Genomic DNA, 25386 nt, shown 5'->3' with positions numbered 1-25386 from the left:
CAGCCTCTCCCATATCACTTCTGTGCAGGCCGCTACCAGTGTTTCGGAACCGAATACCCCTGTGTTTCGGAGTCGAAATCTGAGGCTGCACATGGACGAAAGCCCGGCCCGATGGCGGGCGGGTTAACTGCAACAGTCGCTCAATGGAGGACTACCCTATGCGTACCTACGATCTCGCCCCGTTTTATCGTTCCACCGTCGGCTTCGACCGCTTCTTCTCCCTGCTCGACCAGGCAGCGTCAGACGGCAGCCCCGGTTATCCCCCCTACAACATCGAGCGCACCGGTGAGAACGCCTACCGCATCAGCGTTGCGGTCTCCGGCTTCTCGCAAGGCGAGCTTTCGATCGTCGCCAAGGAAAACACGCTGACGATCAAGGGCGAGAAATCCGCCAACGAGAACGGCCAGGACAAATCCGAAGTGCTGTACCGCGGCATCGCGGCGCGCGCCTTCGAGCGTGCCTTCCAGCTTGCCGATTTCGTGCAGGTCAAGAACGCCTCGCTCGAGCACGGTTTGCTCCACGTCGATCTCGTCCGCGAGATTCCCGAGGCCAAGAAGCCGCGCAGCATTCCGATCAGCAACGGCTCCCAGACCCCGCGGGTCGTCGACAGCTCGGCGGTCGCGGCTTAACGCGATCAGGCTTTCAGCAGATATTGGCTGAACGCGAAAACGCCCCGGGAAACCGGGGCGTTTTTTGTGCGCGATGTTCGTGATTTCACACTGCCGTGAGCACCGTAACGTCACGCCCCGCGCATCGAAACTCCAATCATGGGCAGCGCATCACGCTGAAAAAATCACGGAGCAGGTTCGATGAAGATGGTTCAACTGGTAACGGCGCTCGCGGTCACGGCATTTGCGGGATCGCTTGGCACACTCCCGGCGCAGGCCGAGGCGGCGGCGCCGGTGGCGCGCAATGTCGTGCTGGTGCACGGGGCGTGGGCGGACGGCTCGAGCTGGTCGGAAGTCATCCCCTATCTGCAGGCCGCGGGGCTGAAGGTCACTGCCGTACAGAATCCGCTGACGTCGCTTGCCGATTCCGTCGCCGCGACCCGCCGCGCGCTGGCGCTGCAGGACGGACCGACCGTGCTGGTCGCGCATTCCTGGGGCGGCACCGTGATCAGCGAGACCGGAACGGATCCAAAAGTATCGGCGCTGGTCTATGTCGCCGCGCGCGGCCCCGATGCGGGCGAGGATTTTGTCGCGCTCTCCGGAAAATTCCCGGCCGGGCCGGTGCGCGCCGGGATCCGGGAACATGACGGCTTCACCAAATTGTCGGAGGATTCGTTCCTGAAATATTTCGCCAACGGCGTGGCGCCGAAAAAGGCCGAGGTGCTCTACGCGGTGCAGGAGCCGACCGCCGTTTCCCTGTTTGCGGGACGCACCACCGTGGCCGCCTGGCACTCCAAGCCGTCATGGTATGCGGTCTCCAAGCAGGACCAGACCATCAATCCCGACCTCGAGCGGTTTCTGGCCAAGCGCATGAACGCGACCACGGTCGAACTGGACGCGGGTCACCTGTCGCTGGTGTCGCATCCGAAGGAGATCGCCGACCTGATCCTCGCGGCGGCGGGTCATAAGGAATAGGTGCCGGGGCTGTTGTTGCTCCCCCGACTCCTTGGTCATTCCGGGATGCGCCTCTTGGCGCAGGCCCGGAATCCATACTCCCGATCGTGGTTATGGATTCCGGGCTCGAGGCTTCGCCTCGCCCCGGAATGACAGCTTCTTTACTCCAGCCCCTGCACGTTGGGCATCTCCTGGGTCGGAGCGATCTGCGGTACCGGCTTGGCCTGGACCACACCTGTCGTCACGGCCGCGGCCGGCGTTGTTTGCGCTTCGGCCGATTTAGGCTGAGCTGCCGCCGATTGCTGCACCGGTTCCGCCGCGGCTGCGGGTTTGGCCGCAGGCTCGGCGGCGGCCGGCCTGGCCGCCACGGCTTTGGCTGCCGGTTCGGCGGTAGCCTGCTTGGCGGCGGCGAGCGGGCTCGGCTTCGGCACCGGCACAGTGTGGCTCGCGACCTGCGGCGCCGGCTTCGGCGGCCGCGGCGCGCCCCTGGCATGGGTCGGCGGCAGCGATCCGGGCGGGCCGTAATTCATGGTCAGATCGTCGTTGAAATTATCGCCCATCCGGTGCGCCGGTATGAAGCGGATGATCCGGCCGGTGCGGGCGTCGATGATCAGGCGGCCGTCGTCGCCGCCGCGGTCGATCACCGAAATCGTGTAAACGAAGCCGCGTTGCTGCGGGATGCCGAGCGGCGAAAATCCGCTCTCGCGCACCACCGTGTAGACCTCGGTCGGCGGCAGCAGCATCGGCCCCTGCCCGTAGCCGTAGCGCGGCCCGGGATAGGCCGGCGGCGGCGCATAACGGCGCGGCGCATAATAGGGGTCGCCAATGTCGGATACCGAATAATAGGACGAGCGTCCGGCCTCGTAAGGCGCCGGTACCTGCGCCTGGGCGGCCGTTGTGGCGAGAACCGTCCCCGCCGCAAAAACCCATCCTGTGAAGAACTTCATCATCCATTGCTCCTGTTAGCCCCTGCCTGGAGCGTGTTCGCTCTCTTGCCCGGCCGTCCCGGAACCGAACTTCATTGTGAAATTCGGCGGTCCTTGGGCCGGATCGCGGCGCGTTTGCCCCAAATCCGGGGCAGTATGTTTCGGCAAGCCGGAACAGTGTGTTTCGACGGCTACAGGCACGGATCAGTCATGCAGGCAGGGACTTTCACGCGCTTGTGTGATAGAGAAAAATTTGGCATGGTCGGGAGTTAGGACAGCATCACTGTCTCAATTGTGGGCATTCCCGGCACGGGGATTGCAACGAAAGCTGGCGGCTTCGAGCTCCAGGCAAGTACAGGCAAGGCCGTTCCTCAGGGACGTTGAACGCCCAAGCCTGAATTTAGGAAATTTCGGCTCGCGGCGGACGAGCGGTGGCCCGGTGGGTGCCGCAAGCGCCCAAGGTGCGCCGGTGACAGTTAAGGCCCTTGACCTGATTGAGAGGACTAAGATGAGCGGGTCGGAATTCGAGCGCGAAAACATCGTGACAGAAACGCTGTCGGCGACCGCTATCTCGAAACCGGACGACGCGTATCATACCGAGCCTCAGCGCGAGTGGAGCTGGCGTCCGCCGGCTGAAGGGCTCTACGATCCGAGCCTCGAAAAGGATTCCTGCGGCGTCGGCTTCATCGCCAACATCAAGGGCCGGAAGTCGCATCAGATCGTCGACGACGCGATCAACATTCTCTGCAACCTCGAGCATCGCGGCGCTGTCGGCGCCGACCCGCGCGCCGGCGACGGCGCCGGCATCCTGGTGCAGATCCCGCACGCGTTCTTCACGCGCAAGGCGGCCGAGATCGGGTTCAAGCTGCCGAAGCCCGGCGAGTACGCCATCGGTGCGCTGTTCCTGCCGAAGGAGACCGCGTGGCGCAAAGTCATCCAGAGCATCATCGCCGACCAGATCAAGGACGAAGGCCTGAAGCTGCTCGGCTGGCGCGACGTGCCGACCGACAATTCCTCGCTCGGCGAAACCGTCAAGCCGACCGAGCCGTCCTGCATGCAGGTGTTCATCGGCCGCAACGGCGCGACCAAGACCGAGGATGATTTCGAGCGCCGGCTCTATATCCTGCGCAAGTCGATCTCGCAGGCGATCTATCAGCGCCGCGATCGCGGCCTTGCCGGCTATTACCCGGTCTCGATGTCGTGCCGGACCGTGATCTACAAGGGCATGTTCCTCGCCGACCAGCTCGGCAAGTATTATCCCGATCTGCACGAGCCGGATTTCGAGAGCGCGCTGGCGCTGGTGCATCAGCGCTTCTCGACCAACACCTTCCCGGCCTGGTCGCTGGCGCATCCCTACCGGATGATCGCCCATAACGGCGAAATCAACACGCTGCGCGGCAACGTCAACTGGATGGCGGCGCGGCAGGCCTCGGTGCATTCGGAACTGTACGGCAAGGACATCTCCAGGCTGTGGCCGATTTCTTATGAGGGCCAGTCCGACACCGCCTGTTTCGACAACGCGCTCGAATTCCTGGTGCAGGGCGGCTACTCGCTGCCGCACGCCGTGATGATGATGATTCCGGAAGCGTGGGCCGGCAATCCCCTGATGGATGAGACGCGCCGCGCCTTCTACGAATATCACGCCGCGATGATGGAGCCGTGGGACGGCCCGGCCGCGATCGCCTTCACCGACGGCCGCCAGATCGGCGCAACGCTGGACCGCAACGGCCTGCGGCCGGCGCGCTATCTTGTTACCAAGGACGATCGCATCGTGATGGCGTCCGAAATGGGCGTGCTCAAGATCCCCGAGGACCAGATCATCACCAAGTGGCGGCTGCAGCCCGGCAAGATGCTGCTGGTCGACCTCGAACAGGGCCGCCTCATTCCCGACGACGAGATCAAGGCTGATCTGGCCAAGAGCCATCCCTACAGCGACTGGCTGCATCGCACCCAGATCCAGCTCGAGGAATTGCCCGACGCCTCGAGCAAGGGCATGCGCTCCAACCTGCCGCTGCTCGACCGGCAGCAGGCGTTCGGCTATTCGCAGGAAGACGTCACCATCCTGATGACGCCGATGGCTTCGACCGGCGAAGAGGCCGCGGGCTCGATGGGCAACGACACGCCGATCTCGGCGCTGTCGGACCGGCCGAAGCCGCTGTTCACCTACTTCAAGCAGAACTTCGCGCAAGTCACCAACCCGCCGATCGATCCGATCCGCGAAGAACTGGTGATGAGCCTAGTCTCGATCATCGGGCCGCGGCCGAACCTGTTCGACCTGCAGGGCCTCGCTTCGACCAAGCGTCTCGAAGTGCGCCAGCCGATCCTGACCGACGCGGATCTGGAAAAGATCCGCTCGATTTCCAGCGTTGCCGACAGCCATTTCAAGTCGCGCACGCTCGACACGACGTTCCATGCCGGCTTCGGCGCGGCGGGCCTCGAACAGGTGCTCGACGAACTCTGCGCGCGCGCCGAAGGCGCGGTGCGCGAAGGCGTCAACATCATCATCCTGTCCGACCGCATGGCGGGCTCGGACCGGATTCCAATCCCCTCGCTGCTGGCCTGCGCCGCCGTGCATCATCATCTGATCCGCACCGGCCTGCGCACCTCGGTCGGCCTCGTGGTCGAATCCGGTGAACCGCGCGAAGTGCATCACTTTGCGTGCCTCGCCGGCTACGGCGCCGAAGCGATCAACCCGTATCTGGCGTTCGAGACCATCATCGCGATGAAGGACCGCCTGCCCGGCTCGCTCGACGATTACGAGATCGTCAAGCGCTACATCAAGTCGATCGGCAAGGGCCTGCTCAAGGTGATGTCCAAGATGGGCATCTCGACCTACCAGTCCTATTGCGGCGCGCAGATTTTCGACGCCGTCGGCCTGAAGGCAGAATTTATCGCCAAGTATTTCGCCGGCACCCACACCCGGGTCGAAGGCGTGGGTCTTGCCGAAATCGCCGAGGAGACCTGCCGCCGTCACAGCGATGCGTTCGGCGACGCGCAGGTCTACAAGACCGCGCTCGATGTCGGCGGCGAATATGCCTACCGCACCCGCGGCGAGGACCACGCCTGGACCGCTGAATCGGTCTCGATGCTGCAGCATGCCGCGCGCGGCAATTCACTGGAGCGCTACAAGGCGTTCGCCAAAATCCTCAACGAGCAATCCGAGCGGCTATTGACGCTGCGCGGCCTGTTCCGGATCAAGTCCGCCGAGGACGAGAAGCGCAAGCCGATCAAGCTCGACCAGGTCGAGCCCGCCAAGGACATCGTCAAGCGCTTCGCCACCGGCGCGATGAGCTTCGGCTCGATCTCGCGCGAGGCGCACACGACATTGGCGATCGCGATGAACCGGATCGGCGGCAAGTCCAACACCGGCGAAGGCGGCGAAGAGGCCGATCGCTTCAAGCCGATGCCGAACGGCGATTCGATGCGTTCTGCGATCAAGCAGGTCGCCTCCGGCCGGTTCGGCGTGACGACGGAGTACCTCGTCAACTCCGACATGATGCAGATCAAGATGGCGCAGGGCGCCAAGCCCGGCGAAGGCGGCCAATTGCCCGGCCACAAGGTCGACGCCGTGATCGCGCGCGTCCGGCATTCGACGCCGGGCGTCGGCCTGATCTCGCCGCCGCCGCACCACGACATCTATTCGATCGAGGATCTGGCGCAGCTGATCTACGACCTCAAGAACGTCAATCCGGACGGTCAGGTCTCGGTCAAGCTGGTCTCCGAAATCGGCGTCGGCACCGTGGCCGCGGGCGTCGCCAAGGCACGCGCCGACCATGTGACGATCGCAGGTTTTGAGGGCGGCACCGGCGCATCGCCGCTGACCTCGATCAAGCACGCAGGCTCTCCGTGGGAAATCGGCCTTGCCGAAACCCACCAGACGCTGGTGCGCGAGCGGCTGCGCAGCCGCATCGTGGTCCAGGTCGACGGCGGCTTCCGCACCGGACGTGACGTCGTGATCGGCGCGCTGCTCGGTGCCGACGAATTCGGCTTTGCCACCGCGCCCTTGATCGCGGCCGGTTGCATCATGATGCGCAAGTGTCATCTCAACACCTGCCCGGTCGGCGTCGCGACGCAGGATCCGGTGCTGCGCAAGCGCTTCACCGGCCAGCCCGAGCACGTCATCAACTACTTCTTCTTCGTCGCCGAGGAAGTCCGCGAGATCATGGCCCACCTCGGCTACCGCACCTTCAACGAGATGGTCGGCCAGACCCAGATGCTCGACCAGTCGACGCTGGTGGCGCACTGGAAGGCCAAGGGCCTCGACTTCTCAAAACTGTTCGTGCGCCAGAAGGAACAGCCCGGCCAGAAGATCTATCACGCCGAGAGGCAGGACCATCATCTGGAAGCCGTTCTCGACCGGCGCCTGATCGAAAAGGCGCAGGCCGCGATCGACCGCGGCGCGCCGGTGAAGATCGACGAGGAGATCAACAACACCGACCGCTCGGCCGGTGCGATGCTGTCGGGCACGCTGGCCAAGATCTACGGTCATGCCGGCCTGCCGCTCGACACTATCCAGGTCAGCCTCAAGGGCACCGCGGGCCAGGCGTTCGGCGCCTGGCTGACGCGCGGCGTCACCTTCGAGCTCGAAGGCGAAGGCAACGACTATGTTGGCAAGGGCCTGTCGGGCGGTCGCATCATCGTCAAGCCGCCGCGCAATTCCGGCATCGTGCCGGAAGAGTCCATCATCGTCGGCAACACCGTGATGTATGGCGCGATCGAGGGTGAATGCTATTTCCGCGGCATCGCCGGCGAGCGCTTCGCGGTGCGCAACTCCGGCGCGGTCGCGGTCGTCGAAGGCGCCGGCGACCATTGCTGCGAATACATGACCGGCGGCATCGTCGTGGTGCTGGGCAAGACCGGGCGCAACTTCGCGGCCGGCATGTCCGGCGGCATCGCCTATGTGCTGGACGAGGCCGGCGACTTCGCCAAGCTGTGCAACATGGCGATGGTCGAGCTTGAACCGGTGCTCTCGGAAGAAATGATCAACCAGAACACCTATCACCACACCGGCGATCTCGAAGCGCATGGCAGGGTCGACGTGTTCCAGAACCTGCTCGACTCCGACGTCGAGCGGCTGCACGTCCTGATCACGCGCCACGCCAAGCTGACCGGTTCGAAGCGGGCCGAAGAGATCCTCGCCGACTGGAAGACCTGGCTGCCGAAATTCCGTAAGGTGATGCCGGTGGAATACCGCCGCGCGCTGAAGGAATTGAAGGCGAACGCCGACGCCGAGCCGAAAATCGCGATCGGGGCGTAGACTGGGCGACGCCGTCGTCCCGAGGTGCCCGAGCAAAGCTCGGGCCTCGAAGGACGGCTGGGACGACAATTCATCCTTCGAGGCGCGCAAGAGCGCGCACCCTGGGGATGACGAGCACGATGAAGACGACGAAGCTTAAGTTGCAGGAACGTTGGGTTTAATGGGCAAGATCACAGGTTTTCTGGAAATCGACCGGCACGACCGCAAATATGCGCCCGTCGCCGACCGCTTGCAGCACTATCGCGAATTCGTCATTCCGCTGAGCGAGAAAGACGCCCGCGACCAGGCCGCGCGCTGCATGAATTGCGGCATTCCCTATTGCCACGGCACCGGCTCGGTTCAACCGGGTACGCCGGGCTGCCCGGTCAACAACCAGATCCCTGATTTCAACGACCTCGTCTATCAGGACAATTGGGAAGAAGCCTCGCGCAATCTGCACTCGACCAACAATTTCCCGGAGTTCACCGGCCGCATCTGCCCGGCGCCGTGCGAGGCCTCCTGCACGCTCAACATCGACGACAACCCGGTCACCATCAAGACCATCGAATGCGCGATCGTCGACCGCGCATGGGACAATGGCTGGCTGAAGCCGGAAATCGCCCCCAGCAAGACCGGCAAGAAGGTCGCGATCGTTGGTTCGGGGCCTGCGGGCCTTGCCGCCGCGCAGCAGCTCGCGCGCGCCGGCCATGACGTCCATGTCTACGAGAAATTCGCCAAGGCCGGCGGCCTGCTCCGCTACGGCATTCCCGATTTCAAGATGGAAAAGCACGTCATCGACCGCCGCGTGGCGCAGATGGAAGCCGAGGGCGTCACCTTCCACTACGGTGTCCATGTCGGCGGCACTTCGCAAGGAAATGGTCAAACCGCGATCGATCCGCGCGAGTTGCACCGGCAATACGACGCGGTGGCCCTGACCGGCGGCGCCGAAGCCGGCCGCGATCTGCCGATCCCGGGCCGCGACCTCGACGGCATCCACTTCGCGATGGATTTCCTGCCGCAACAAAACCGCCGCGTCTCGTCCGAGCCGCTCGGGGCGGCCGCGGACATCCTTGCCGGCGGCAAGCATGTGGTCGTGATCGGCGGTGGCGACACCGGTTCGGACTGTATCGGCACGTCGTTCCGGCAGGGCGCGAAGTCCGTGACCCAGCTCGAAATCATGCCGGCGCCGCCCGAGCACGAAGACAAGGGCCTGACCTGGCCGAACTGGCCGTTGAAAATGCGGACCTCGTCGAGCCAGGCCGAAGGCGCCCGCCGCGAATTCGCGGTGCTGACGCAGAAATTCTCAGGCCACGACGGCAAGGTGCAGAAGCTGCATTGCGTGCAGGTCAACGAAAAATTCCAGCCGATCGCCGGCACCGAATTCGAACTCGACGCGCAACTGGTGCTGCTGGCGATGGGTTTTGTGCATCCGGTCCATGACGGCATGCTGAAGACGCTCGGCGTCGACCTCGACCAGCGCGGCAACGTTCGCGCCAACCTGACCGACTACCAGACGTCAGTGCCGAACGTGTTCTCCGCCGGCGACATGCGCCGCGGCCAGTCGCTGGTGGTATGGGCGATCCGCGAGGGCCGCCTCTGCGCCCGCGCCATCGACCAGTATCTGATGGGATCGACCACGCTGCCGCGGTAAGCGGGGCGGTCGCAATTGAACGGCAAAACAAAAATGGTGCAGGGCGCCGGAGCGCACTGCACCATTCTTGTAGATATCAGTCCTGCGGAACGCTGGACTTACGGACAGATCCGCACGGGACCAGCCCAGTAGCAGGAAGGCGCGTAGTAGCCGCCGCCATAACCGTAGCCGCGACCATAGCCGCGTCCGCCACCGCGGTAATAACCGCCGCCGCGGCCAACACCACGACCGACGCCACGGCCGCGTCCGCCGCCGCGACCGCCGCCACCACGGCCTCCGCCGCCACGACCACCGCGCTGCGCGTACGCCGCCGTCGTCGATCCTCCAACCATCAGCGCCGTCACACCGACGATGCTGAAACAATAGATGCCAACGAGAATAATCGTAGCCAAAGTACGTGATAAAATGCTGCGAGAGGCAGTTTTGCCCTGGGCCATTGAAACTCCTTCTGTAAGGAGCGCCAGATTGGGGCCGCTTTGGTCCGCGGTCAAGCAATAGTGGGTGTGATACCCGTCACGTACCCGTTTAGGGGTGTGTCACAATTCCCTCACCTTACCTTCAGCACACAAGCGAGGCGATGAAGGTTCAGTGCTGCAGGCGCACGCCGAGCATGACGACGGTGGCGGCGGTGCTGTTGCCGGGGAGGTTTGAATCCAGCCAATCGCGGCGGACCGTGCCCTTGACCCAGAGATTGCGGTTCATCTTGTAGATGAGGTCGCCAGACACCGTGTAGATCTTGTCCTTGCGGTTGTCGCCCTGGTAGTCGAGCGTGCCCCAGGTGAACTTGCCGATCGCGGTCAGCCAGCGGCGGAAATCATGATCGACTTCAACGGTGTAGATGTGCGTCAGCACGCCGGATACGCCGGGCAGCGTGGTCTCGGTGATCGTGGTGTCGGAATAGAATTTGGCCGTGGTCAGCGGTGTCGCCGTCCAGGTCAATGAAGCCGAGGTCAAGAGGCCTTCGAGGCGGTTGAGGCGGCTGTCGACATAATCGCGCGCGGCGTAGCCGACCGCGATTTCGCCGGTCAGCAGCCGCGAGAATTCGAAGCTGGTGCCGCCCTTGACGTAGCCGCCGGTGGAATCGCGCGCGAAGCCGCTGCGGTCCAGCCTCAGATCGTGCACGCGGCTGTCGGCCTGCGCTTCCACGAACGGCTTCAAGCCCGGCATCAGATCGTAACTGACGCGGCCGACGCCGCCGAACTGGTTGAAGTTGCGGTCGTCGTTGCTGGTCGAGGTGCCGTCGGTGAGCTTGGAATAGGTATAGGCGGTGCGGTCGACGGTGGCGCCGCCGGAAACCTGCAGGCGGTTGAAATTCTGGTCGAAGCCGAAGGTGCCGCCGAACGTCGCATAGACCGGGTACCTTTGCAGGCCGGCCTGGATGTTCGGGCTGCCCGGATTGTCGGTGGCGAGACGCAGCCGCGCCTGCGCGAGCAGCCGCGTGTCGCGCGAGACGTCGAGACGGCCGTCGACATGACCGGTGAAATCCGGCCGATCGATCACGACCGGCGCCGGCGAAATCGTGCCGTCGGTCGGCGGCGGAAAGGTGTTGCCGTAGCCGGTGAAGGATCCGCGCAGATCCGCGACCACCGCGTGGCGTTCCCAGTCGGACATGACGAGCAGTTCCGGCGCGATCATATAGAACGGCGAGCCCTTCTCATCGACGGTGCGGCGCGGGTTGGTGTTATAGCCGCCCGAGAGTTCGACCGCCGATTTGATCAGGAAGCTGCCGGCGTAATCGCCGACCGCGCCGAACGGATCGTCATCGACCTTCAGGCGCTTGCGTGCGGGTTGCCCCACCACCGTGCCGGCCATCGCCGGCGGGATCGGGGCCTTGTTCGCGGTCTGCGACGGCGGAATCGAAAGCCGCAGCGGCGTGTTCGACAGCAGCGGCGGCCGGCTGCCCGGTCCCGGCGGCGGCTTCGGCCGGACCTGTCCCGGATAATATTTCGGCTTCTGAAGCTTGCGGTTGAGCGAGTCGTAACCGGAGCTCGAAGCGCCGCTGGCGGCGGGCAGGCCATAGCGCGGGATCGCCCCGATGCGCGACGGCGCGGGCTTCTCCTTGTCGCGAACCCGGGCGTCGTTGGCGTCGTCGCTGGTTTTATCGTTGGCCTCGGCATTGGTCCGGCGCAGCGGCGAATCCACCGGCATCAGCTGGCTGCTGCGGGTCGGGCTGAACAGGTCGGGCGTGACGGTCTGGGCCTGCGCAATGGTGCCGGTCAGGACGATCAGCGCAAGGCATGGCAATACCGCGCGGAAAGCTGTCGCGCGCCTGCTTCGGCCCCTTACTGGACCTGCCATCACGATGAAAATACTCCAACAACGTCAGACACTTATTCGACGCACTCCGAGCGCGCGGGGAAAACGTCGTTAATGGAGTTAAAACAATTATGGTTAATGACCCGTTGAGAGCCGGCGGCCCGCGTCGCATCGCCGGTTGGGCCATGCTAAGGAGGGGTCCGGGGGCTTTGCCCCTCCTCCCTGGACTTGAGACATGGCCAAGCCGAAACCGCTGATGGCAAAATCATCCGGCACCGATCATGCCAACGCCGCCATCGAGTCGGCCCTGCGCACGCTCGATGTTGAGGCCGGCGGCATCGCCGCCATCACGGCGGCGCTGCAGTCCGACCTCCGCGCGCCGTTCGCGGCGGCCGTCGATCGCATCGGCAACGCCAAGGGGCGGCTGATCGTGACCGGGCTCGGCAAGTCGGGCCATATCGGCCGCAAGATCGCGGCGACCTTTGCCTCCACCGGCACACCGGCATTCTTCGTCCATGCCGCGGAGGCCAGCCATGGCGATCTCGGCATGATCACCGCCGACGACGTCATCTTGGCGCTGTCATGGTCCGGCGAGCAGCCGGAGATGAAGAATCTCATCACCTACGCCACCCGGTTCAGCATTCCCCTGATCGCGATGACCGCGGACCGGGAATCGACGCTGAGCAAGGCCGCCGACGTCGCGCTGACCTTGCCGAAGGCGCGCGAGGCCTGCCCGCATAATCTGGCGCCGACCACCTCCTCGCTGATGATGCTGGCGCTCGGCGACGCGCTGGCGATCGCGCTGCTCGAAGGCCGCGGCTTCACCTCGGTCGATTTCAGCGTGCTGCATCCCGGCGGCAAGCTGGGCGCGCTGTTGAAATACACCCGCGACCTCATGCATTCAGGCGACGCCGTGCCGCTGAAGCCGCTCGGCACCAAAATGTCGGATGCGCTGGTCGAGATGTCGTCGAAGGGCTTTGGCTGCGTTGGTATCACTGATGCCCGCGGCCACATTGTCGGCATCGTCACCGACGGCGATCTGCGCCGCCACATGCGGCCCGATCTGATGACCGCCACCGTCGACGAGGTGATGACGAAGAATCCGAAGACCATCGGCCGCGACCTGCTCGCAGGCGAGGTGCTGGAGATCCTCAATTCCTCGAAGATCACCGCGCTGATCGTGACCGATGCCAGCAAGCCGGTCGGCATCGTGCATCTGCATGATTTGCTGCGCGCGGGCGTGGCTTGATCTGTCGTCCCGGCCTTGAGCCGGGACCCATACGCCGCGGCCTATCGGTGAGAGCGCTGGCGTCAGATACCTTCTTTAGCAATGAGCGCCGCGGAGTATGGGTCCCGGCCTTCGCCGGGACGACATCTCACTTCGGAAATCTCGCCGCCGTCTCCTCCAGCGGCAATGCCAGCGCATTGGCCAGATATGACACCGTGCGATAGAAGCCGCAGAGCTGGATGATCTCGACAATTTTCGCGTCGTCATAATGCGCCGACAGCGCCTTGAACTCGGCCTCATCAAGCGTCGCGCGCTCGTGCAGGGCATCGACGGTTGCGATCAGCACCTGTTCGGCTTCCGACCAGCAGACGGCCTTGGCATCGCCGAGCACGGTGGCGCGGATCTGTTCGGCGGTCAGGTGGGCGGCTTCCGCGAACGCCGCGATATGCACGCCCCATTCGTATTCGCAGCCGGTCCGCGCGCAGGTGCGGTCGATCACGATCTCGCGCTCTCGCAAGCTGAGCGGACCGCGATCCAGCAGGCTGCCGGCGCGAAATTTCTCCCAGGCGCGGGGCTGGCCGGCCATCACCCGGAACAGCACCAGCGGCGGCGCGCCGCGCATGATGCGGTCGAATTGTTGCTGAATCTCGGGTGGATAAGGCGGCTGCAACGGCGCGATGCGGGGCGCGGATTGTGGCATCGGCTCACTCCTTTGCTACAATAAATGTAGCACATCGCTACAATATCTGTAGCATCTTGCAAGAGGCTTTTCGATGTCGAAACAGACCCCTGCCAAGAAGAAACGTGCCGTCCGCGGCTCGCGGACCGGCCGGCCGATCATGGCGCTGCTCGATCTGCTGGGCCGCCGCTGGACCTTGCGCATCCTCTGGGAATTGCGCGAGGGACCGCTGACCTCGCGCGCGCTGCGCACCGCCTGCGACGAGGCCTCGCCGACTGTGATGCAGACCCGGCTCTCCGAACTGCGCGAGGCCGGCCTGATCGAACTGCTGCCGGGCGATGGCTATGGCCCGACCGGGCTCGGCCGGGACTTGAACGAAACCTTCCTTCCTCTCCACCGCTTTGCGGAGCGGTGGAGCAAGCAAACGACAGACTAGGCCACCGCCACCGTCAGGCTGGCGCCATCGGCTTGCACGACTTTGACACGGCTGCCGGCCGGCGCATCGGGGCCGGCGACGCGCCAGATCGTGTCGTCGATCCGCACCGTGCCTGTGCCGTCGACGATCGGTTTTTCCAGCGTGAACTCCCGGCCGATCATCGCTTCGGTCCGCCGGTTGAGGAACGGGTTGCTCTGGCTGCTGCTGCCGGCGCTCTTCGCAAAATGCCGCCACGCCGGCACCGCCGCGGCCGCGAACAACGCGAACATCAAAAGCTGCGTCTGCCACGATGGATTGATCGCAAACGACACCAGGCCGACCATCAGCGAGGAAAGCCCGAGCCAGAACAGGAAGACACCCGGCGCCAGCAATTCCAGCGCCATCAGGATGAAGCCGAAGATCAGCCAGTTCCAGGTGCCCAGGGTAGCAAATATGTCGGCCATGACACGACCTCTGTCCTTTTTAGTCGAACTCGACAACACAACGGCAGTCAGCTCCCTCTCCCGCACTTGCGGGGGAGGGTTGGGGTGGGGGCTCTCTCCTCGATATGACTCGCGGAGAGAGCCCCCACCCGCCTCGCTTTCGCTCGGCACCCCAAGAGCGAGCTTCGCTCGTCTCGACCCCCGCAAGCGGGAGAGGGAAGTCTCCCTACCGCTGCGGCGAGAACGGCGGCGGCGGCGGTGGCGGCGTGGCGGGACCGGTTGATGGCACCGAACCGCGCCGCGCGGCTGCTGCCGAGGTAGCGGCGTCACCGAAGGTCGCCTTGGCGATCTCGCCGATGCCGGCGAGCGAGCCCAGAATGCTGGTGGCCTCGATCGGCAGCATGAGGATCTTCTGGTTCGGCGATTCGGCCAGTTGCCCGAACGCCTTGATGTATTTATCGGCGATGAAGTAATTCAGCGCGGCAACGTCGCCCTTGGAGATGGCCTCGGACACCATCTGCGTCGCCTTGGCTTCAGCCTCCGCCGAACGTTCGCGCGCCTCGGCGTCGCGGAAGGCGGCTTCCTTGCGGCCTTCGGCCTGCAGGATCTGGCCCTGCTTGGCGCCCTCGGCACGCAGGATCTCTGACTGCCGCTGGCCTTCCGCCTGCAAAATGTCGGCGCGCTTGACGCGCTCGGCCTTCATCTGCCGGCCCATCGCTTCGACGAGGTCGGCCGGCGGCACGATGTCCTTGATCTCGATGCGGTTGACCTTCAGCCCCCACGGCGACACCGCGGCGTCGACCACGCGCAGCAGCCGCTCGTTGATCTCGTCGCGGTGCGACAGCACCTGGTCGAGGTCCATCGCGCCCATCACCGAGCGGATGTTGGTCATCGTCAGCACGATAATCGCCTGATCGAGATTGGATACTTCGTAGCTGGCCTTGGCGGCATCGAACACCTGATAGAACGCGACGCCGTCCACCGTCACGGTGGCGTTGTCCTTGGTGATCACCTCCTGCTCGGGAATGCTGATCACCTGCTCCATCATGTTCATCTTGCGGCCGACGCGGTCGAAATAGGGAACGATGATGTTCAACCCCGGCGACAGCGTGCGGGTGTATTTGCCGAACCGTTCGATGGTCCAGTCATAGCCTTGCGGCACCGTCTTGACGCCGGCGAACAGGGTCACAATGACCAGCAGCAAAAACGCAATCGCGAAAATGTCGAAACCAGTCATGAATTCCCTCCAAAACCGGCAAGACCGTTGCCGGACGCGGTCGTCCATATGTCTGCCGGATGCCACCGCCGGTTCAGCCCGGCTGTTCTCAAGTAAGGGTTACGTAGGGAGCCGTTTGACAGCCGCCAGATGTATGGCGTCTTGACGCGGGAATATCAAATCCAGCCCTGAAGCTCGCGCAACACCAGCTGGCGGATCACGTCCATGCCGGGCTCGGAGTCGTTGAGGCAGGGGATCGCCGCGAACTGCTCGCCGCCATTGTGTTTGAATATTTCGGCGTTTTCCTGCGCGATCTCTTCCAGCGTCTCCAGGCAATCGGCGGAGAAGCCGGGTGTCACCACGGCAATGCGCTTGACGCCATCTTTCGCGAGCTGCGCGATGGTCTTGTCGGTATAGGGCTGCAGCCATTCGTCGAAGCCGAAGCGCGATTGGAATGTAAGCTTGAGTTTGGACGCATCAAGGCCCATGCGCCGGCGCAGGGCGTCGGTTGTTGCGATGCACTGCGCCTGGTAGGGGTCACCCTTGTCGACATATTTTTGCGGCATGCCGTGAAACGACGCGACGATCAGTTCGGGCTGGAACGGCAAGGTCGCCAGATGCGCAGATATCGAGGCCGCCAACGCATCGATGTAATCGGGGTCGTCATAGTAAGGCGGCGTCACGCGCAATATCGGCTGCGCGCGCATGCCGGCCAGCACGCGGAAAACCTCGTCGCACACGGTGGCCGAGGTCGCCGCGGAATATTGCGGATAGAGCGGAACGACCAAGAGACGGTCGCAGCCTTGCGCGGTCAGGGCATCGATGCGCGAGCGGATCGACGGATTGCCGTAACGCATCGCCCAGTCGACCACGACGTGGTCATGGTCTGCGATCGCCTCCGCCAGCTTTTCGGCTTGCGCGCGCGTGATGGTCTTCAGCGGGGATTCGTTCTTCTCGACGTTCCAGATCTTCTGGTAGTCGCGCGCCTTGCGGCGGGGACGGATGCGCAAAATGATGCCGTTGAGGATCAGCTTCCAGCGCAGCCCCTGGTCCTCGATCACGCGCGGATCGGAGAGAAATTCCTTGAGATACACCCGCACGCCCCTGGCGTCGGCGCTATCGGGCGTGCCGAGATTGACCAGCAGCACGCCGACGCGCTCCGGCTTTGCTGCCGCCGCTGGCTTCGCATTTCCTATGGGAACGACCACGGTCATGATTTCCGTGGCTTCGCGCGTTGCACCATCCTTGTCAAGACAACCATCGGTTCGATACGCTCAGGTCTTGCCCCGGGCGGGAGGAACCATGACGGTCGCCGAATGGTGCGTTTTCGGAACGCTGCTGCTGTACTTGCTGACGATCGCCTCGGTCAAATGGATCGGGTTTCGCCGTTTCGACAATGCGAGGCCCCGCGCCCCCGATTTCTACGAGGATCCGATCCGCGCCCGCGCCCTCGGCGCCCATCAGAACGGCATCGAGGCCTTTCCGTTTTTCGCGGTCGCGGTGCTGCTGGCCGAGTTTCGCCTCGGGCCGCAACATTTGATCGACGAACTGGCGGTGCTGTTCCTGATCGTGCGGATCGCCTACGTCTTCACCTATCTGGGCAACCGCCCGACGCTGCGCTCGATCCTGTGGAGCATCGGCTTTGCGATCAACATCGCGATTTTCTTCCTGCCGGCGGTCAAGGGGTATTTGCCGGGGTAGCGTCATACGCAAATCTCTCGTCGTCCCGGCCTTGAGCCGGGACCCATAACCCCGGTCATCTGTTGTTGAAAAAAGCCATCGACCATCGTGCGCAACCATCTCTGCCGCGGCGTATGGGTCCCGGCTCAAGGCCGGGACGACGGCGGTGTTTGTAGCTGCACCGTCATCCAAACGCAGTTTTGCATTCTCGCGACGCATTGCGCCCGAGCTTTGCCAGAAATTTCCTTGCCCTCGAAATAAGAGGGCGCAGGGAAGACCGGGTGCGCGCTGCACCCGCGGTCTCGCGTGCGGTTTGCACAAAAAAATGTGCACGCGAGCATACAGGGCAGCGGAGAACACCCGGCCTTCCCTGCGCAATGGCTTTACGGCTTATGCCGTGATCTCCCCGGAGACGAGTTCTTGGTTGACTCCGTCGCCGCCGTTCCCGCTTGCGCTTCTCCGACAGCTTGACGCCAGCAACGGGCGCCAGGACCACACGGTTTTGCCGTACGCCCATCCACGCCGTCGTCTCAGCGTAAACAAGCGTCCACCGCAACCCGTCCAACGTCCGTGACGACGGCCGACGCCCTTCTGAGTAGGACGGGATGGCCAAACACATACTCCTGATTTTGCTTCTGGTAAACAGAAATATTTTTTATCTTGGGACTTGACACGATTTCTGGAAACCGGAAGTGATTTGCCCGTCGGGCCAAATTGCCGCAGTTGGCTGCCCGTCCGGGGGACAGGCAAGCTCACATTGAACCTTCAAGCGGCTGCACCACACCAAGGCTGCACAAGCGCGGCTCGCTCCAAGGCGGCGCGGGAGATTTCATGTGATGGATACTGTGATGGATAGTGCCGTACAATCCCGCCGGTTCAGCATTATCGGCAGCGTGACAGGCCTGTTGGCGCTGCTGGTCTCGGCGCTGACGCAATTGGTGCCGGGGATCTATCTTTCCGGGCTCGTCGGTCAGGCGACCTGGAACGAGATACTCTCAACGGGGGCGGCCGCGCTCGGCGTGATCGCCATCTCTTTCGCCGTCGTCGCGATCATCATGAAGGAAGGAAAGCTGCTGGCAGGTATCGCGGCCGTCCTCGGCTTCGTAGCCATCGCCGTCCAGATATGGTGGGTTCTGCTCATCCTGGCGATCGCGCTCATCATCCTCAATTCGCTCTAAGGCCTAAGCGCGCAGGATGGATGGAAGCGTAGGATGGGTAGAGCGCAGCGAAACCCATCACATCGGTCTGTGAACAGGCGGTGGGTTTCGCTTCGCTCTACCCACCCTACGTACTGATCAGCCCAGATGCCGTTCGCGCGTCGCAATCATCTCCCGGATCGACTGCGGGATCGGGACCGGACGATGGGATTTCTGATCGGTATAGACCCAGACGATCTCGCCGGTCACGAGTGCCTCATTGCCGCCCTTCAAGAAAATGGCGAGATCGAAGGTGAGGCTTGAATTGCCGACCCGCGCCACCCGCGCGCCAACGTCCAGTTCCCAATCGAACAGCACCGGCGCCTTGTATTCGATCAGCGATTTGACGACGTGGAAGTCGATGCCGGTCTTTCGGGAGTCGGCATACTGGTCGTAGCCGAGCGCGCGAAAATATTCGGTGATGGTGGTGTCGAAATAGGTCAGGTAGTGCGCGTTGAAGACAACGCCCTGCCCGTCGATCTCGGAATAGCGCACCCGAAACGGGTGGAAGAACCAGAACTGCTCGCGTGACATAGGATCATTTCCCGAAAAGCCGCCGTTCTTCCGCGGCGAGCTCGGAGCGGCAGGCTTTTTCCAATGCCGGCAAATCAGCTTGAACCAGCTTCCAGAGGACGGGTGCGGCGATACTCTCGTAGTCGTGGCGCAATACGTTGCCGATCCCCGCAACTTTCTGCCATGGGATCTCCGGATTGCGCGCCTTCAGGTCATCCGTAAGATGACGACTGGCTTCGGAAATGATCTCCACACCGCGCTCGACGAGCCATTGTCGCTGCCAATCGTTTTCGAATGCTTCGAGCGACACATTCGCCAATACGCCATTGACGCGCTCGATCGCCTCGATGATGTCCGTTAAGCGGGGGATGAGCGAACGTGCCACCACTAAAACACGCGGACGGCTGTTGCTTCTATCGCTTCCCGCAGCGCCTTGTGCAGGCTGTCGCGCGTCATGATATCTGTCTTCCGACCGAGAATGCTGGCGGCGTATTCCTTCACGTCCATCAGTTCGTACACGCCGAGCTTGCCCTTTTGATAGTCGAAAAAGAGGTCCACGTCGGAATCATGGTTAGCCTCGCCGCGCGCCGTCGAGCCGAACATGTAAAGATGTTCGACGCCAAGCCGCTTCAAATCGGCTTCGTGCCGCCGCAACCGGCTAATGGCTTCGTCGCGTTCCATAGCAGCATTGTAGCAAATCCGGGCAGCTGGTTCCACGTCTTTCGGTTTCGCGCCAGCATTGCTCCTGGCCGTTAACCTTCTAATCTCTTCTCTCCGCCCAACGCAGGAGCGCGAGCATGATCCGGCATGAGCCAATTACGCCGCGTAGCGCCGCCATTACTTCGGCGCCAGAATCGCAAGAATTGACCGTATCGCTGCGGAAATGGGCGCGATGATCGGGACAGAGAACATTGACTTCAGTTCGCGCGCGGCCTCGCCCAGCGGGCCGCCGCCGATAATGACGGCTTCTGCGCCGTCATCGTTAATGCAGTGACGCACGACATCGGCCAGCGCATCGCGCAGGCGAGCCTTGTCCTTGACCAGCTCCGTGGGGTCCGCGGACGTTATTCGAAGGCCGGTGTACTGCGCCGACAGCCCCAGCAAGGCGACGCGCCGATCAATGACAGCCTTCAACGCCGGCGTCGTCGTGGCGATCCCAAACCGCCGCCCGCCGGCTGATGCTTCGCGAAAGGCCGATTCAGCGATGCCGACCGCCGGCGTCCGGCATCGCTCCCGGACTTCCGCAAGGCCGGGATCGCCGAACGCCGCGACGATGAAACCATCGTACTTGCCATCGTTCGAGACGGCTAGCTCGACGACTTCATCGGTTGCGGCGGCAAGCGCATCGGGCTCGACAATCATCGGCGGTGCGCGTCGCGCCGTCGCGCCGGCAATTTCACACGCGCCGGCCGCAGCCGCTTGCGCGATGCCGACCATCATGGCGGTGGTCGCCGCCGAACTGTTCGGATTGATCAGCAGGATGCGGCGCATGCCCCTCTATCGATTCAAGCAAGTAGCCCGCATGAGCCAACGGGTCACAGGCACGTCACCCGCTCGGCGGCGAGATAACCGAACAAGAGGCCGAGGCCGAACAGCAGCACGAGGCCCGCCGCGCCGAATTCGATGCCGCGCATGATCAGCGCGCCGCCGCCTTCGCGGCCGGCGCTGAGGCGCTCGGCGAGGCCTCGCGCGGACACCGCGACGATGGCGATGGTTGCGACCGTGATCGCGGTGCCAAGGCCCATCACGAAGGTCGCGGCGATGCCGGCCCAGAACAGGCCCTGCGCCAGCGCGAACACCAGAACCAGGATTGCGCCCGAACAGGGCCGCAGGCCGACGGCGAAGATGGCGCCGAGGCCACGCTGCCAACCGCCGGGACCGGCGAGCTGGTCCGGCGTCGGGCCGTGGGAATGGCCGCAATGCTCGTCATGGACGTGGTCGTCTGCGTGAGAATGAGCGTCAGCATGAGCGTGCGCGTGGGCATGACCGTGCGCATGGGCGTCAGCGTGCGCGTGGGCATGGTGATGATGTTCATGGTGGTGATCGTGGTGATGGTGATCGTGGTGATGGTGATCGTGGCCATGATTGTGTTGATGGCTGGCCGCAGCCGTGGCGGTGGCCATCGCGGGCACCGGCTTTGCCTGCAGCGCGCGCATAAAACCGCCGCCCTTGGTCCAGACCAGCCGGGCGCCGAACGCCGCGATCAAAGCGTAGCTCGCGATCTCGATCACCTTCTCCGCCCCGCACATGGTTTTTGCGGTGGCGTTGAGCAGCCAGGCGCAGATGCCGACGATCAGCACGGCGACCAGCGCCTGCAGCATCGCTGAAGCGAACGACAGCACGATGCCGCGCCGCGCGGTCTCATGGTTGGCGACCAGATAGGATGAGATCACGGCCTTGCCGTGGCCGGGACCGGCGGCGTGGAATATCCCGTACGCAAACGAGATCGCCAGCAGGGTCCAGACCGCCGAGCCGTCGGACTTGGCGGCGCGAATGGTCGCCGACATCTCGCGGTAGAATTCCGATTGCTTGGCCAAGAGCCAGCCGACGATGCCGCCGACCTGCGGCTCCGGCGCCTTGGCCGGCCGCGGGCCGCCGAACGGGTTTTGCGCCAACAGGACGTGCAAGGCGCCGTCGACCGCGACAATGGCGGCGAGTACGACGATCCCGATCAGGAGCGCCTGGGCAACGCTTGTATGATGCCTCACGGGCAATCCACCAAAATCTTGTTGGCGTACATGGCGCCGTAGTTCGAATTGTCGCCGTTCATAAAGTTGTTTTCGTTGAGCCGCTGCGCATTGGCGGTGCCGTCATTGGGCCTCTGGAACTGCAGCTTGCAGTCGGCGGGCGCGCCGACCAGCCTGATCGGGTCCTTCTCCTCGAACTTGAAATCGATGAAGTAGGCGGGATCGAACACTTCCAGCGCGGCCTGTTTGGCCTTGAACGGCGTCTTGGCGGGCAGCATGAAATGCAGCGTCAGCGCGTCGTTCTTGAATTCGAGATAGTAGTCTATCGGCTCCAGGAACCTCTCCTTCTTGCCGTCGGCCCTGGCGAAGGTGAAGTAGCCGAATTCCTTCAGCGACTCGATATTGGTCTGCGCCAGCGGCGCCAGTTCCTCGCGGCTGTAGACGCCCTTGGTCTTGGTCTCGATGCCCTGCAGCGCATAGGTCGAGAACATGTCGTCGAAGGTCCAGGCGTGGCGCACGCCTGAGATCGAGCCGTCAGGCGCGTAGACCACCTCGCTCTTGGCGGTGATCCAGACATGCGGATGTGCCTGGGCTGGGGCAACGCCGAGCAGCGACGCGACGATCAAGCCCAACATTCCGAACAGCACGCGCAAGACGTCGTCCCTGCGAACGCAGGGACCCATACGCCGTGTCGTCTCTTTTTGGCAGTGTGGCAAAGGCGTTCCTTCACAACGGACATCAGTGGTTATGGGTCCCTGCGTCCGCAGGGACGACGAGGAACTCACGCCGCCTCCGGCGTTTCGAGCAGGCCCCGGCGGCGCAGCAGCGCGTCGGGCTCCGGCTCCCGGCCCCGGAACGCGACATAGGCATCCTCGGGGTCGCGCGAGCCGCCGGACGAGTAGATGTCGTCGTGCAGGCGTTTTGCGGTGGCGGGGTCGAAGATGTCGCCGGCCTCCTCGAAGGCGCCGAACGCGTCGGCGTCCATCACCTCCGACCACATGTAGCTGTAATAACCCGACGCATAATGGTCGCCGGAGAAGATATGGCCGAATTGCGTGGGCCGGTGCCGCAGCGCGATCTCGGCGGGCATGCCGATTTTCTCCAGCTCCGCCTTCTCGAACGCGCCGACGTCGCGGCTGGCTGATGCCGGCTGGGTGTGGAATTCGAGGTCGATCAGCGCCGAGGAGACGAACTCCACGGTGGCAAAGCCCTGGTTGAATTTGCGCGCGGCCAGGAAGCGGGTGAGCAGTTCGTCCGGCAGCGGCTCGCCGGTCTGGTAGTGTTTTGCGAACTGCCGCAGCACCTGCGGCTGCTCCTGCCAGTGCTCGTAGAGCTGCGAGGGCAGCTCGACGAAGTCGGTGAACACGGATGTGCCGGACAGCGAAGGATAGTTCACGTTGGACAGCATGCCGTGCAGGCCGTGGCCGAACTCGTGGAACAGCGTCCGCGCGTCGTCCGGCGACAGCAGCGACGGCTCGCCGTCGGCGCCCTTGGCGAAATTGCAGACATTGATCACCAGCGGGGCGATCTCGCCGTCGAGCTTCTGCTGGTCGCGCAGCGAGGTCATCCAGGCGCCGGAGCGCTTTGACGGCCGGGCGAAGTAGTCGCCATAGAACAGCGCCTTGTGCTTGCCGTCGGCGCCCTTGACCTCCCAGACCCGGACGTCCGGGTGCCAGACCGGGATATCCTTGCGTTCCGAGAAGGTGACGCCGAACAGGCGGGTGGCGCAGTCGAAGGCGGCGTCAATCATGTGGTCGAGCACCAGATACGGCTTGATCGCGGCGTCGTCGAAATTGGCGCGGACCTGGCGCAGCTTTTCGGCGTAGTAGCGCCAGTCCCACGGCGCCAGCGCGAAATTGCCGCCCTCTTCCGCAATCATGGCCTGCAGCGCGTCGCGGTCGGCGAGCGCCCGGGCCCGCGCCGGCTTCCAGACCCGCTCCAGCAGGCTGCGCACCGCCTCGGGCGTCTTGGCCATGGAATCTTCCAGGCGGTAGGCGGCATAGGTCGGGAAGCCCATGATCCTGGCGGCCTCCTCGCGCAGCCCGAGGATCTCCACCACGGTGGCGTTGTTGTCGTTGGCGTTGCCATTGTCGCCGCGGGCGGTGAAGGCACGGAACACCTTCTCGCGCAGGTCACGCCGATCGGAGCTCTTCAGGAACGGCTCCACGGAAGAGCGCGACAGCGTCACGATCGCCTTGCCGGGCATCCCGCGCGCCTCGGCGGCGGCCTTGGCGGCGGCGACGAAGGCTTCGGGTAGCCCGCCGCGGTCGTCCTCGCCAAGCTCCATGAACCAGTCCTGCTCATCGCCGAGCAAGTGGTGGCTGAACGAGGTGCCAAGCTCGGCCAGCCGCTCGTTGATCTCGGCCCGGCGCGCCTTGGCGGCTTCGTCGAGGCCGGCGCCGGCGCGGTGGAAGTTGGTGTAGGTGCGTTCCAGCAGCCGGATCTCCTCGCTGCTCAGGCCGAGCGTGGCGCGGTTGTGGTGGAGCATGGCGATGCGGCCGAACAGCACCGCGTTCATCATGATCGGATTCCAGTGCCGCGCCATCCGCGGCGACACTTCCTTGTCGATCTCCAGGATCGCCGGATTGGAGTGCGCCGACACCAGGTCGTAGAACACGGCGGAGACCTTGGAGAGCAGCTTGCCGGAGCGCTCCAGTGCCGTGATGGTGTTGGCGAAGTCCGGCGCCGCGGGATCGTGGGTGATGGCGGCGACCTCGGCGGCGTGATCGGCAAAGGCCTGCTCGAAAGCCGGCAGGAAGTGCTCAGGGAGAATTTCGGCAAAGGGCGGCGTCTCGAACGGCGTCTGCCACGGCCGGAGCAGCGGATTTGCCGGGGCTTCCGGAGGGGCTGCATTTTGCTGGGTTTCCGACATCACAAGTCCCGTTTCTGCGCTGAAGCCGCTTCGGGCTCCAGCCTTGTTTTTGACGCGTTTTCCTCACGCGAACCGGTATCGGCTTTGCTCGAAAACGCTCTGAATGATGCGTCAATCTATATCACGCCATACGGCATTTTTGGGCCTTTTAAGCTTGATAGTGGGGGCCTTTTCGGAGAGATTGCGCCCACCCAACAGGACCCGTTTCCATGAGCATGCAGCCTTCTTCCGGTGCCAAGAGCGAGATCATCTGGCCGAGCGTCATCACCGTCATCTCGGCGGCGATCCTGATCGGCGCCGAGGTGTTCGGCGCGGCGTTCGCCGGCGGCTGGGCGCTCGCGATCCTGCTCGGACTCTCCGACACCGGCGCGCACATCCTGCAGGCGGTGATGTTCGGCATCGGCGTCGTGATCATGGTCGGCTTCATCCGCCAAGCTCAGCGCATCGAGCCGTTCTGGAAACGCAGCTGACGCGCGAGCTCAAGAAATCACTGCGGCACAGCCGCTTTCGTGATCGCACTTCACGCGACAACACTCCGTAATTTCCCCGGGAAATCTTAACAGCCGTTCATGTTTGACCGCGCTGGCGCTTCTCTCGACGTCGCTCAGCGCGTGCCGCGAACCATTTTGTAAGTACGCGCGCGGAAATTTGTCCCCAGCCTAAAAAAAACGTTGCGTCGCAGATTCAAAAGCCTTATTTCCAGCCTTGCCCAATTTCGCACGTGCCTGTGGTCGTGTGTCAGTCGGTAGGTATCCGGACAAGAGGCCGGACAGCCGCCAAGGGATGAAGAACCGAGGGTCGCTCAGGTGAAAACCTGGGAGGCCAG

At 63.8% G+C, this 25386-nt stretch carries 23 protein-coding genes; 9 read left to right on the top strand and 14 right to left on the bottom strand.

The genetic code is table 11. The annotated features are described in order from the left end of the window. The first annotated feature begins 158 nt into the window (after positions 1–158). Both JQ600_RS30830 and JQ600_RS30825 read left to right on the top strand, forming a co-directional pair. Positions 159–629: an Hsp20 family protein gene (locus JQ600_RS30830; RefSeq protein WP_212211474.1), complete on the top strand. Its 471-nt coding sequence runs from the start codon at positions 159–161 to the stop codon at positions 627–629. Between the two features lie 180 nt (positions 630–809). Continuing rightward, complete coding sequence (locus JQ600_RS30825) at positions 810–1583, top strand: alpha/beta fold hydrolase (protein WP_212390882.1); 774 nt, start codon at positions 810–812, stop codon at positions 1581–1583. A gap of 140 nt (positions 1584–1723) precedes the next feature. Here the strand turns inward: JQ600_RS30825 and JQ600_RS30820 are convergent, their stop codons facing one another. Next, the gene (locus tag JQ600_RS30820) at positions 1724–2512 is read right to left on the bottom strand and encodes a hypothetical protein (RefSeq protein WP_312017271.1); all 789 of its coding nucleotides are present in this window, start codon (positions 2510–2512) and stop codon (positions 1724–1726) included. A gap of 484 nt (positions 2513–2996) precedes the next feature. Between JQ600_RS30820 and gltB the strand changes: the two genes are divergently transcribed. Further along, positions 2997–7745: a glutamate synthase large subunit gene (gltB, locus tag JQ600_RS30815; RefSeq protein WP_212269988.1), complete on the top strand. Its 4749-nt coding sequence runs from the start codon at positions 2997–2999 to the stop codon at positions 7743–7745. A gap of 160 nt (positions 7746–7905) precedes the next feature. Continuing rightward, positions 7906–9375, top strand: coding sequence for a glutamate synthase subunit beta (locus JQ600_RS30810; RefSeq protein ID WP_212269989.1), 1470 nt, complete (start codon positions 7906–7908; stop codon positions 9373–9375). A gap of 98 nt (positions 9376–9473) precedes the next feature. On the opposite strand, the gene JQ600_RS30805 is transcribed toward JQ600_RS30810, so the two are convergent. Beyond that, complete coding sequence (locus JQ600_RS30805) at positions 9474–9812, bottom strand: hypothetical protein (protein WP_212269990.1); 339 nt, start codon at positions 9810–9812, stop codon at positions 9474–9476. A 148-nt stretch (positions 9813–9960) separates the two neighbouring features. Beyond that, positions 9961–11673 carry an outer membrane beta-barrel protein gene (locus tag JQ600_RS30800; RefSeq protein WP_212390914.1) on the bottom strand — a complete coding sequence of 571 codons (1713 nt, stop codon included), beginning with the start codon at positions 11671–11673 and terminating at the stop codon, positions 9961–9963. 193 nt (positions 11674–11866) lie between these two features. Between JQ600_RS30800 and JQ600_RS30795 the strand changes: the two genes are divergently transcribed. Further along, the gene (locus JQ600_RS30795) at positions 11867–12880 is read left to right on the top strand and encodes an SIS domain-containing protein (protein WP_212390879.1); all 1014 of its coding nucleotides are present in this window, start codon (positions 11867–11869) and stop codon (positions 12878–12880) included. A gap of 127 nt (positions 12881–13007) precedes the next feature. On the opposite strand, the gene JQ600_RS30790 is transcribed toward JQ600_RS30795, so the two are convergent. Beyond that, positions 13008–13559, bottom strand: a complete 552-nt coding sequence (locus JQ600_RS30790) for a carboxymuconolactone decarboxylase family protein (RefSeq protein WP_212490250.1) — start codon at positions 13557–13559, stop codon at positions 13008–13010. A gap of 73 nt (positions 13560–13632) precedes the next feature. Here JQ600_RS30790 and JQ600_RS30785 point away from each other — a divergent pair, with 73 nt between their 5' ends. After that, positions 13633–13974 (top strand): helix-turn-helix domain-containing protein, encoded by a 342-nt coding sequence (locus JQ600_RS30785; RefSeq protein ID WP_212390877.1) that lies wholly within the window; start codon positions 13633–13635, stop codon positions 13972–13974. Here the strand turns inward: JQ600_RS30785 and JQ600_RS30780 are convergent. The 3 genes from JQ600_RS30780 to hemH all read right to left on the bottom strand — a co-directional run bounded on the left by JQ600_RS30780 (position 13971) and on the right by hemH (position 16826). Then, the gene (locus tag JQ600_RS30780) at positions 13971–14417 is read right to left on the bottom strand and encodes an NfeD family protein (RefSeq protein ID WP_212269995.1); all 447 of its coding nucleotides are present in this window, start codon (positions 14415–14417) and stop codon (positions 13971–13973) included. The genes JQ600_RS30785 and JQ600_RS30780 overlap by 4 nt on opposite strands. A gap of 205 nt (positions 14418–14622) precedes the next feature. Further along, positions 14623–15633 (bottom strand): SPFH domain-containing protein, encoded by a 1011-nt coding sequence (locus JQ600_RS30775; RefSeq protein WP_212269996.1) that lies wholly within the window; start codon positions 15631–15633, stop codon positions 14623–14625. A 155-nt stretch (positions 15634–15788) separates the two neighbouring features. Beyond that, entirely contained in the window at positions 15789–16826 is a 1038-nt protein-coding gene (gene hemH / locus JQ600_RS30770; protein ID WP_212390876.1) for a ferrochelatase, read from the bottom strand. Positions 16827–16914: 88 nt separating this feature from the next. Between hemH and JQ600_RS30765 the strand changes: the two genes are divergently transcribed. Together JQ600_RS30765 and JQ600_RS30760 are read left to right on the top strand one after the other, a co-directional pair. After that, positions 16915–17313: an MAPEG family protein gene (locus JQ600_RS30765; RefSeq protein WP_212269998.1), complete on the top strand. Its 399-nt coding sequence runs from the start codon at positions 16915–16917 to the stop codon at positions 17311–17313. An 827-nt stretch (positions 17314–18140) separates the two neighbouring features. Then, positions 18141–18470 carry a hypothetical protein gene (locus tag JQ600_RS30760; RefSeq protein ID WP_212390875.1) on the top strand — a complete coding sequence of 110 codons (330 nt, stop codon included), beginning with the start codon at positions 18141–18143 and terminating at the stop codon, positions 18468–18470. Between the two features lie 117 nt (positions 18471–18587). Here the strand turns inward: JQ600_RS30760 and JQ600_RS30755 are convergent, their stop codons facing one another. The 7 genes from JQ600_RS30755 to JQ600_RS30725 form a co-directional block, all read right to left on the bottom strand. Beyond that, entirely contained in the window at positions 18588–19022 is a 435-nt protein-coding gene (locus JQ600_RS30755) for a thioesterase family protein (protein ID WP_212390874.1), read from the bottom strand. 4 nt (positions 19023–19026) lie between these two features. Beyond that, the gene (locus JQ600_RS30750; protein WP_312011082.1) at positions 19027–19386 is read right to left on the bottom strand and encodes a HepT-like ribonuclease domain-containing protein; all 360 of its coding nucleotides are present in this window, start codon (positions 19384–19386) and stop codon (positions 19027–19029) included. A gap of 2 nt (positions 19387–19388) precedes the next feature. After that, positions 19389–19682, bottom strand: a complete 294-nt coding sequence (locus JQ600_RS30745) for a nucleotidyltransferase family protein (protein ID WP_212270194.1) — start codon at positions 19680–19682, stop codon at positions 19389–19391. A gap of 156 nt (positions 19683–19838) precedes the next feature. Further along, positions 19839–20492 carry an aspartate/glutamate racemase family protein gene (locus JQ600_RS30740; RefSeq protein ID WP_212390872.1) on the bottom strand — a complete coding sequence of 218 codons (654 nt, stop codon included), beginning with the start codon at positions 20490–20492 and terminating at the stop codon, positions 19839–19841. A 44-nt stretch (positions 20493–20536) separates the two neighbouring features. Further along, positions 20537–21715, bottom strand: coding sequence for a nickel/cobalt transporter (locus JQ600_RS30735; protein WP_249136171.1), 1179 nt, complete (start codon positions 21713–21715; stop codon positions 20537–20539). Beyond that, the gene (locus JQ600_RS30730; RefSeq protein ID WP_212390913.1) at positions 21706–22323 is read right to left on the bottom strand and encodes a DUF1007 family protein; all 618 of its coding nucleotides are present in this window, start codon (positions 22321–22323) and stop codon (positions 21706–21708) included. Before JQ600_RS30730 ends, JQ600_RS30735 begins: the two co-directional genes overlap by 10 nt. 146 nt (positions 22324–22469) lie before the next feature. Continuing rightward, the gene (locus tag JQ600_RS30725; protein WP_212390870.1) at positions 22470–24560 is read right to left on the bottom strand and encodes a M3 family metallopeptidase; all 2091 of its coding nucleotides are present in this window, start codon (positions 24558–24560) and stop codon (positions 22470–22472) included. A gap of 209 nt (positions 24561–24769) precedes the next feature. Here JQ600_RS30725 and JQ600_RS30720 point away from each other — a divergent pair, with 209 nt between their 5' ends. Further along, complete coding sequence (locus tag JQ600_RS30720) at positions 24770–25030, top strand: hypothetical protein (protein WP_192738178.1); 261 nt, start codon at positions 24770–24772, stop codon at positions 25028–25030. Positions 25031–25386 lie beyond the last annotated feature (356 nt).

The organism is Bradyrhizobium sp. AUGA SZCCT0176 (genome assembly GCF_018130145.1).
Taxonomy (GTDB): Bacteria; Pseudomonadota; Alphaproteobacteria; order Rhizobiales; family Xanthobacteraceae; genus Bradyrhizobium.
The sequence above is the reverse complement of the archived record's forward strand: the minus strand, read 5'-3'. Positions and strand labels throughout refer to the sequence as shown.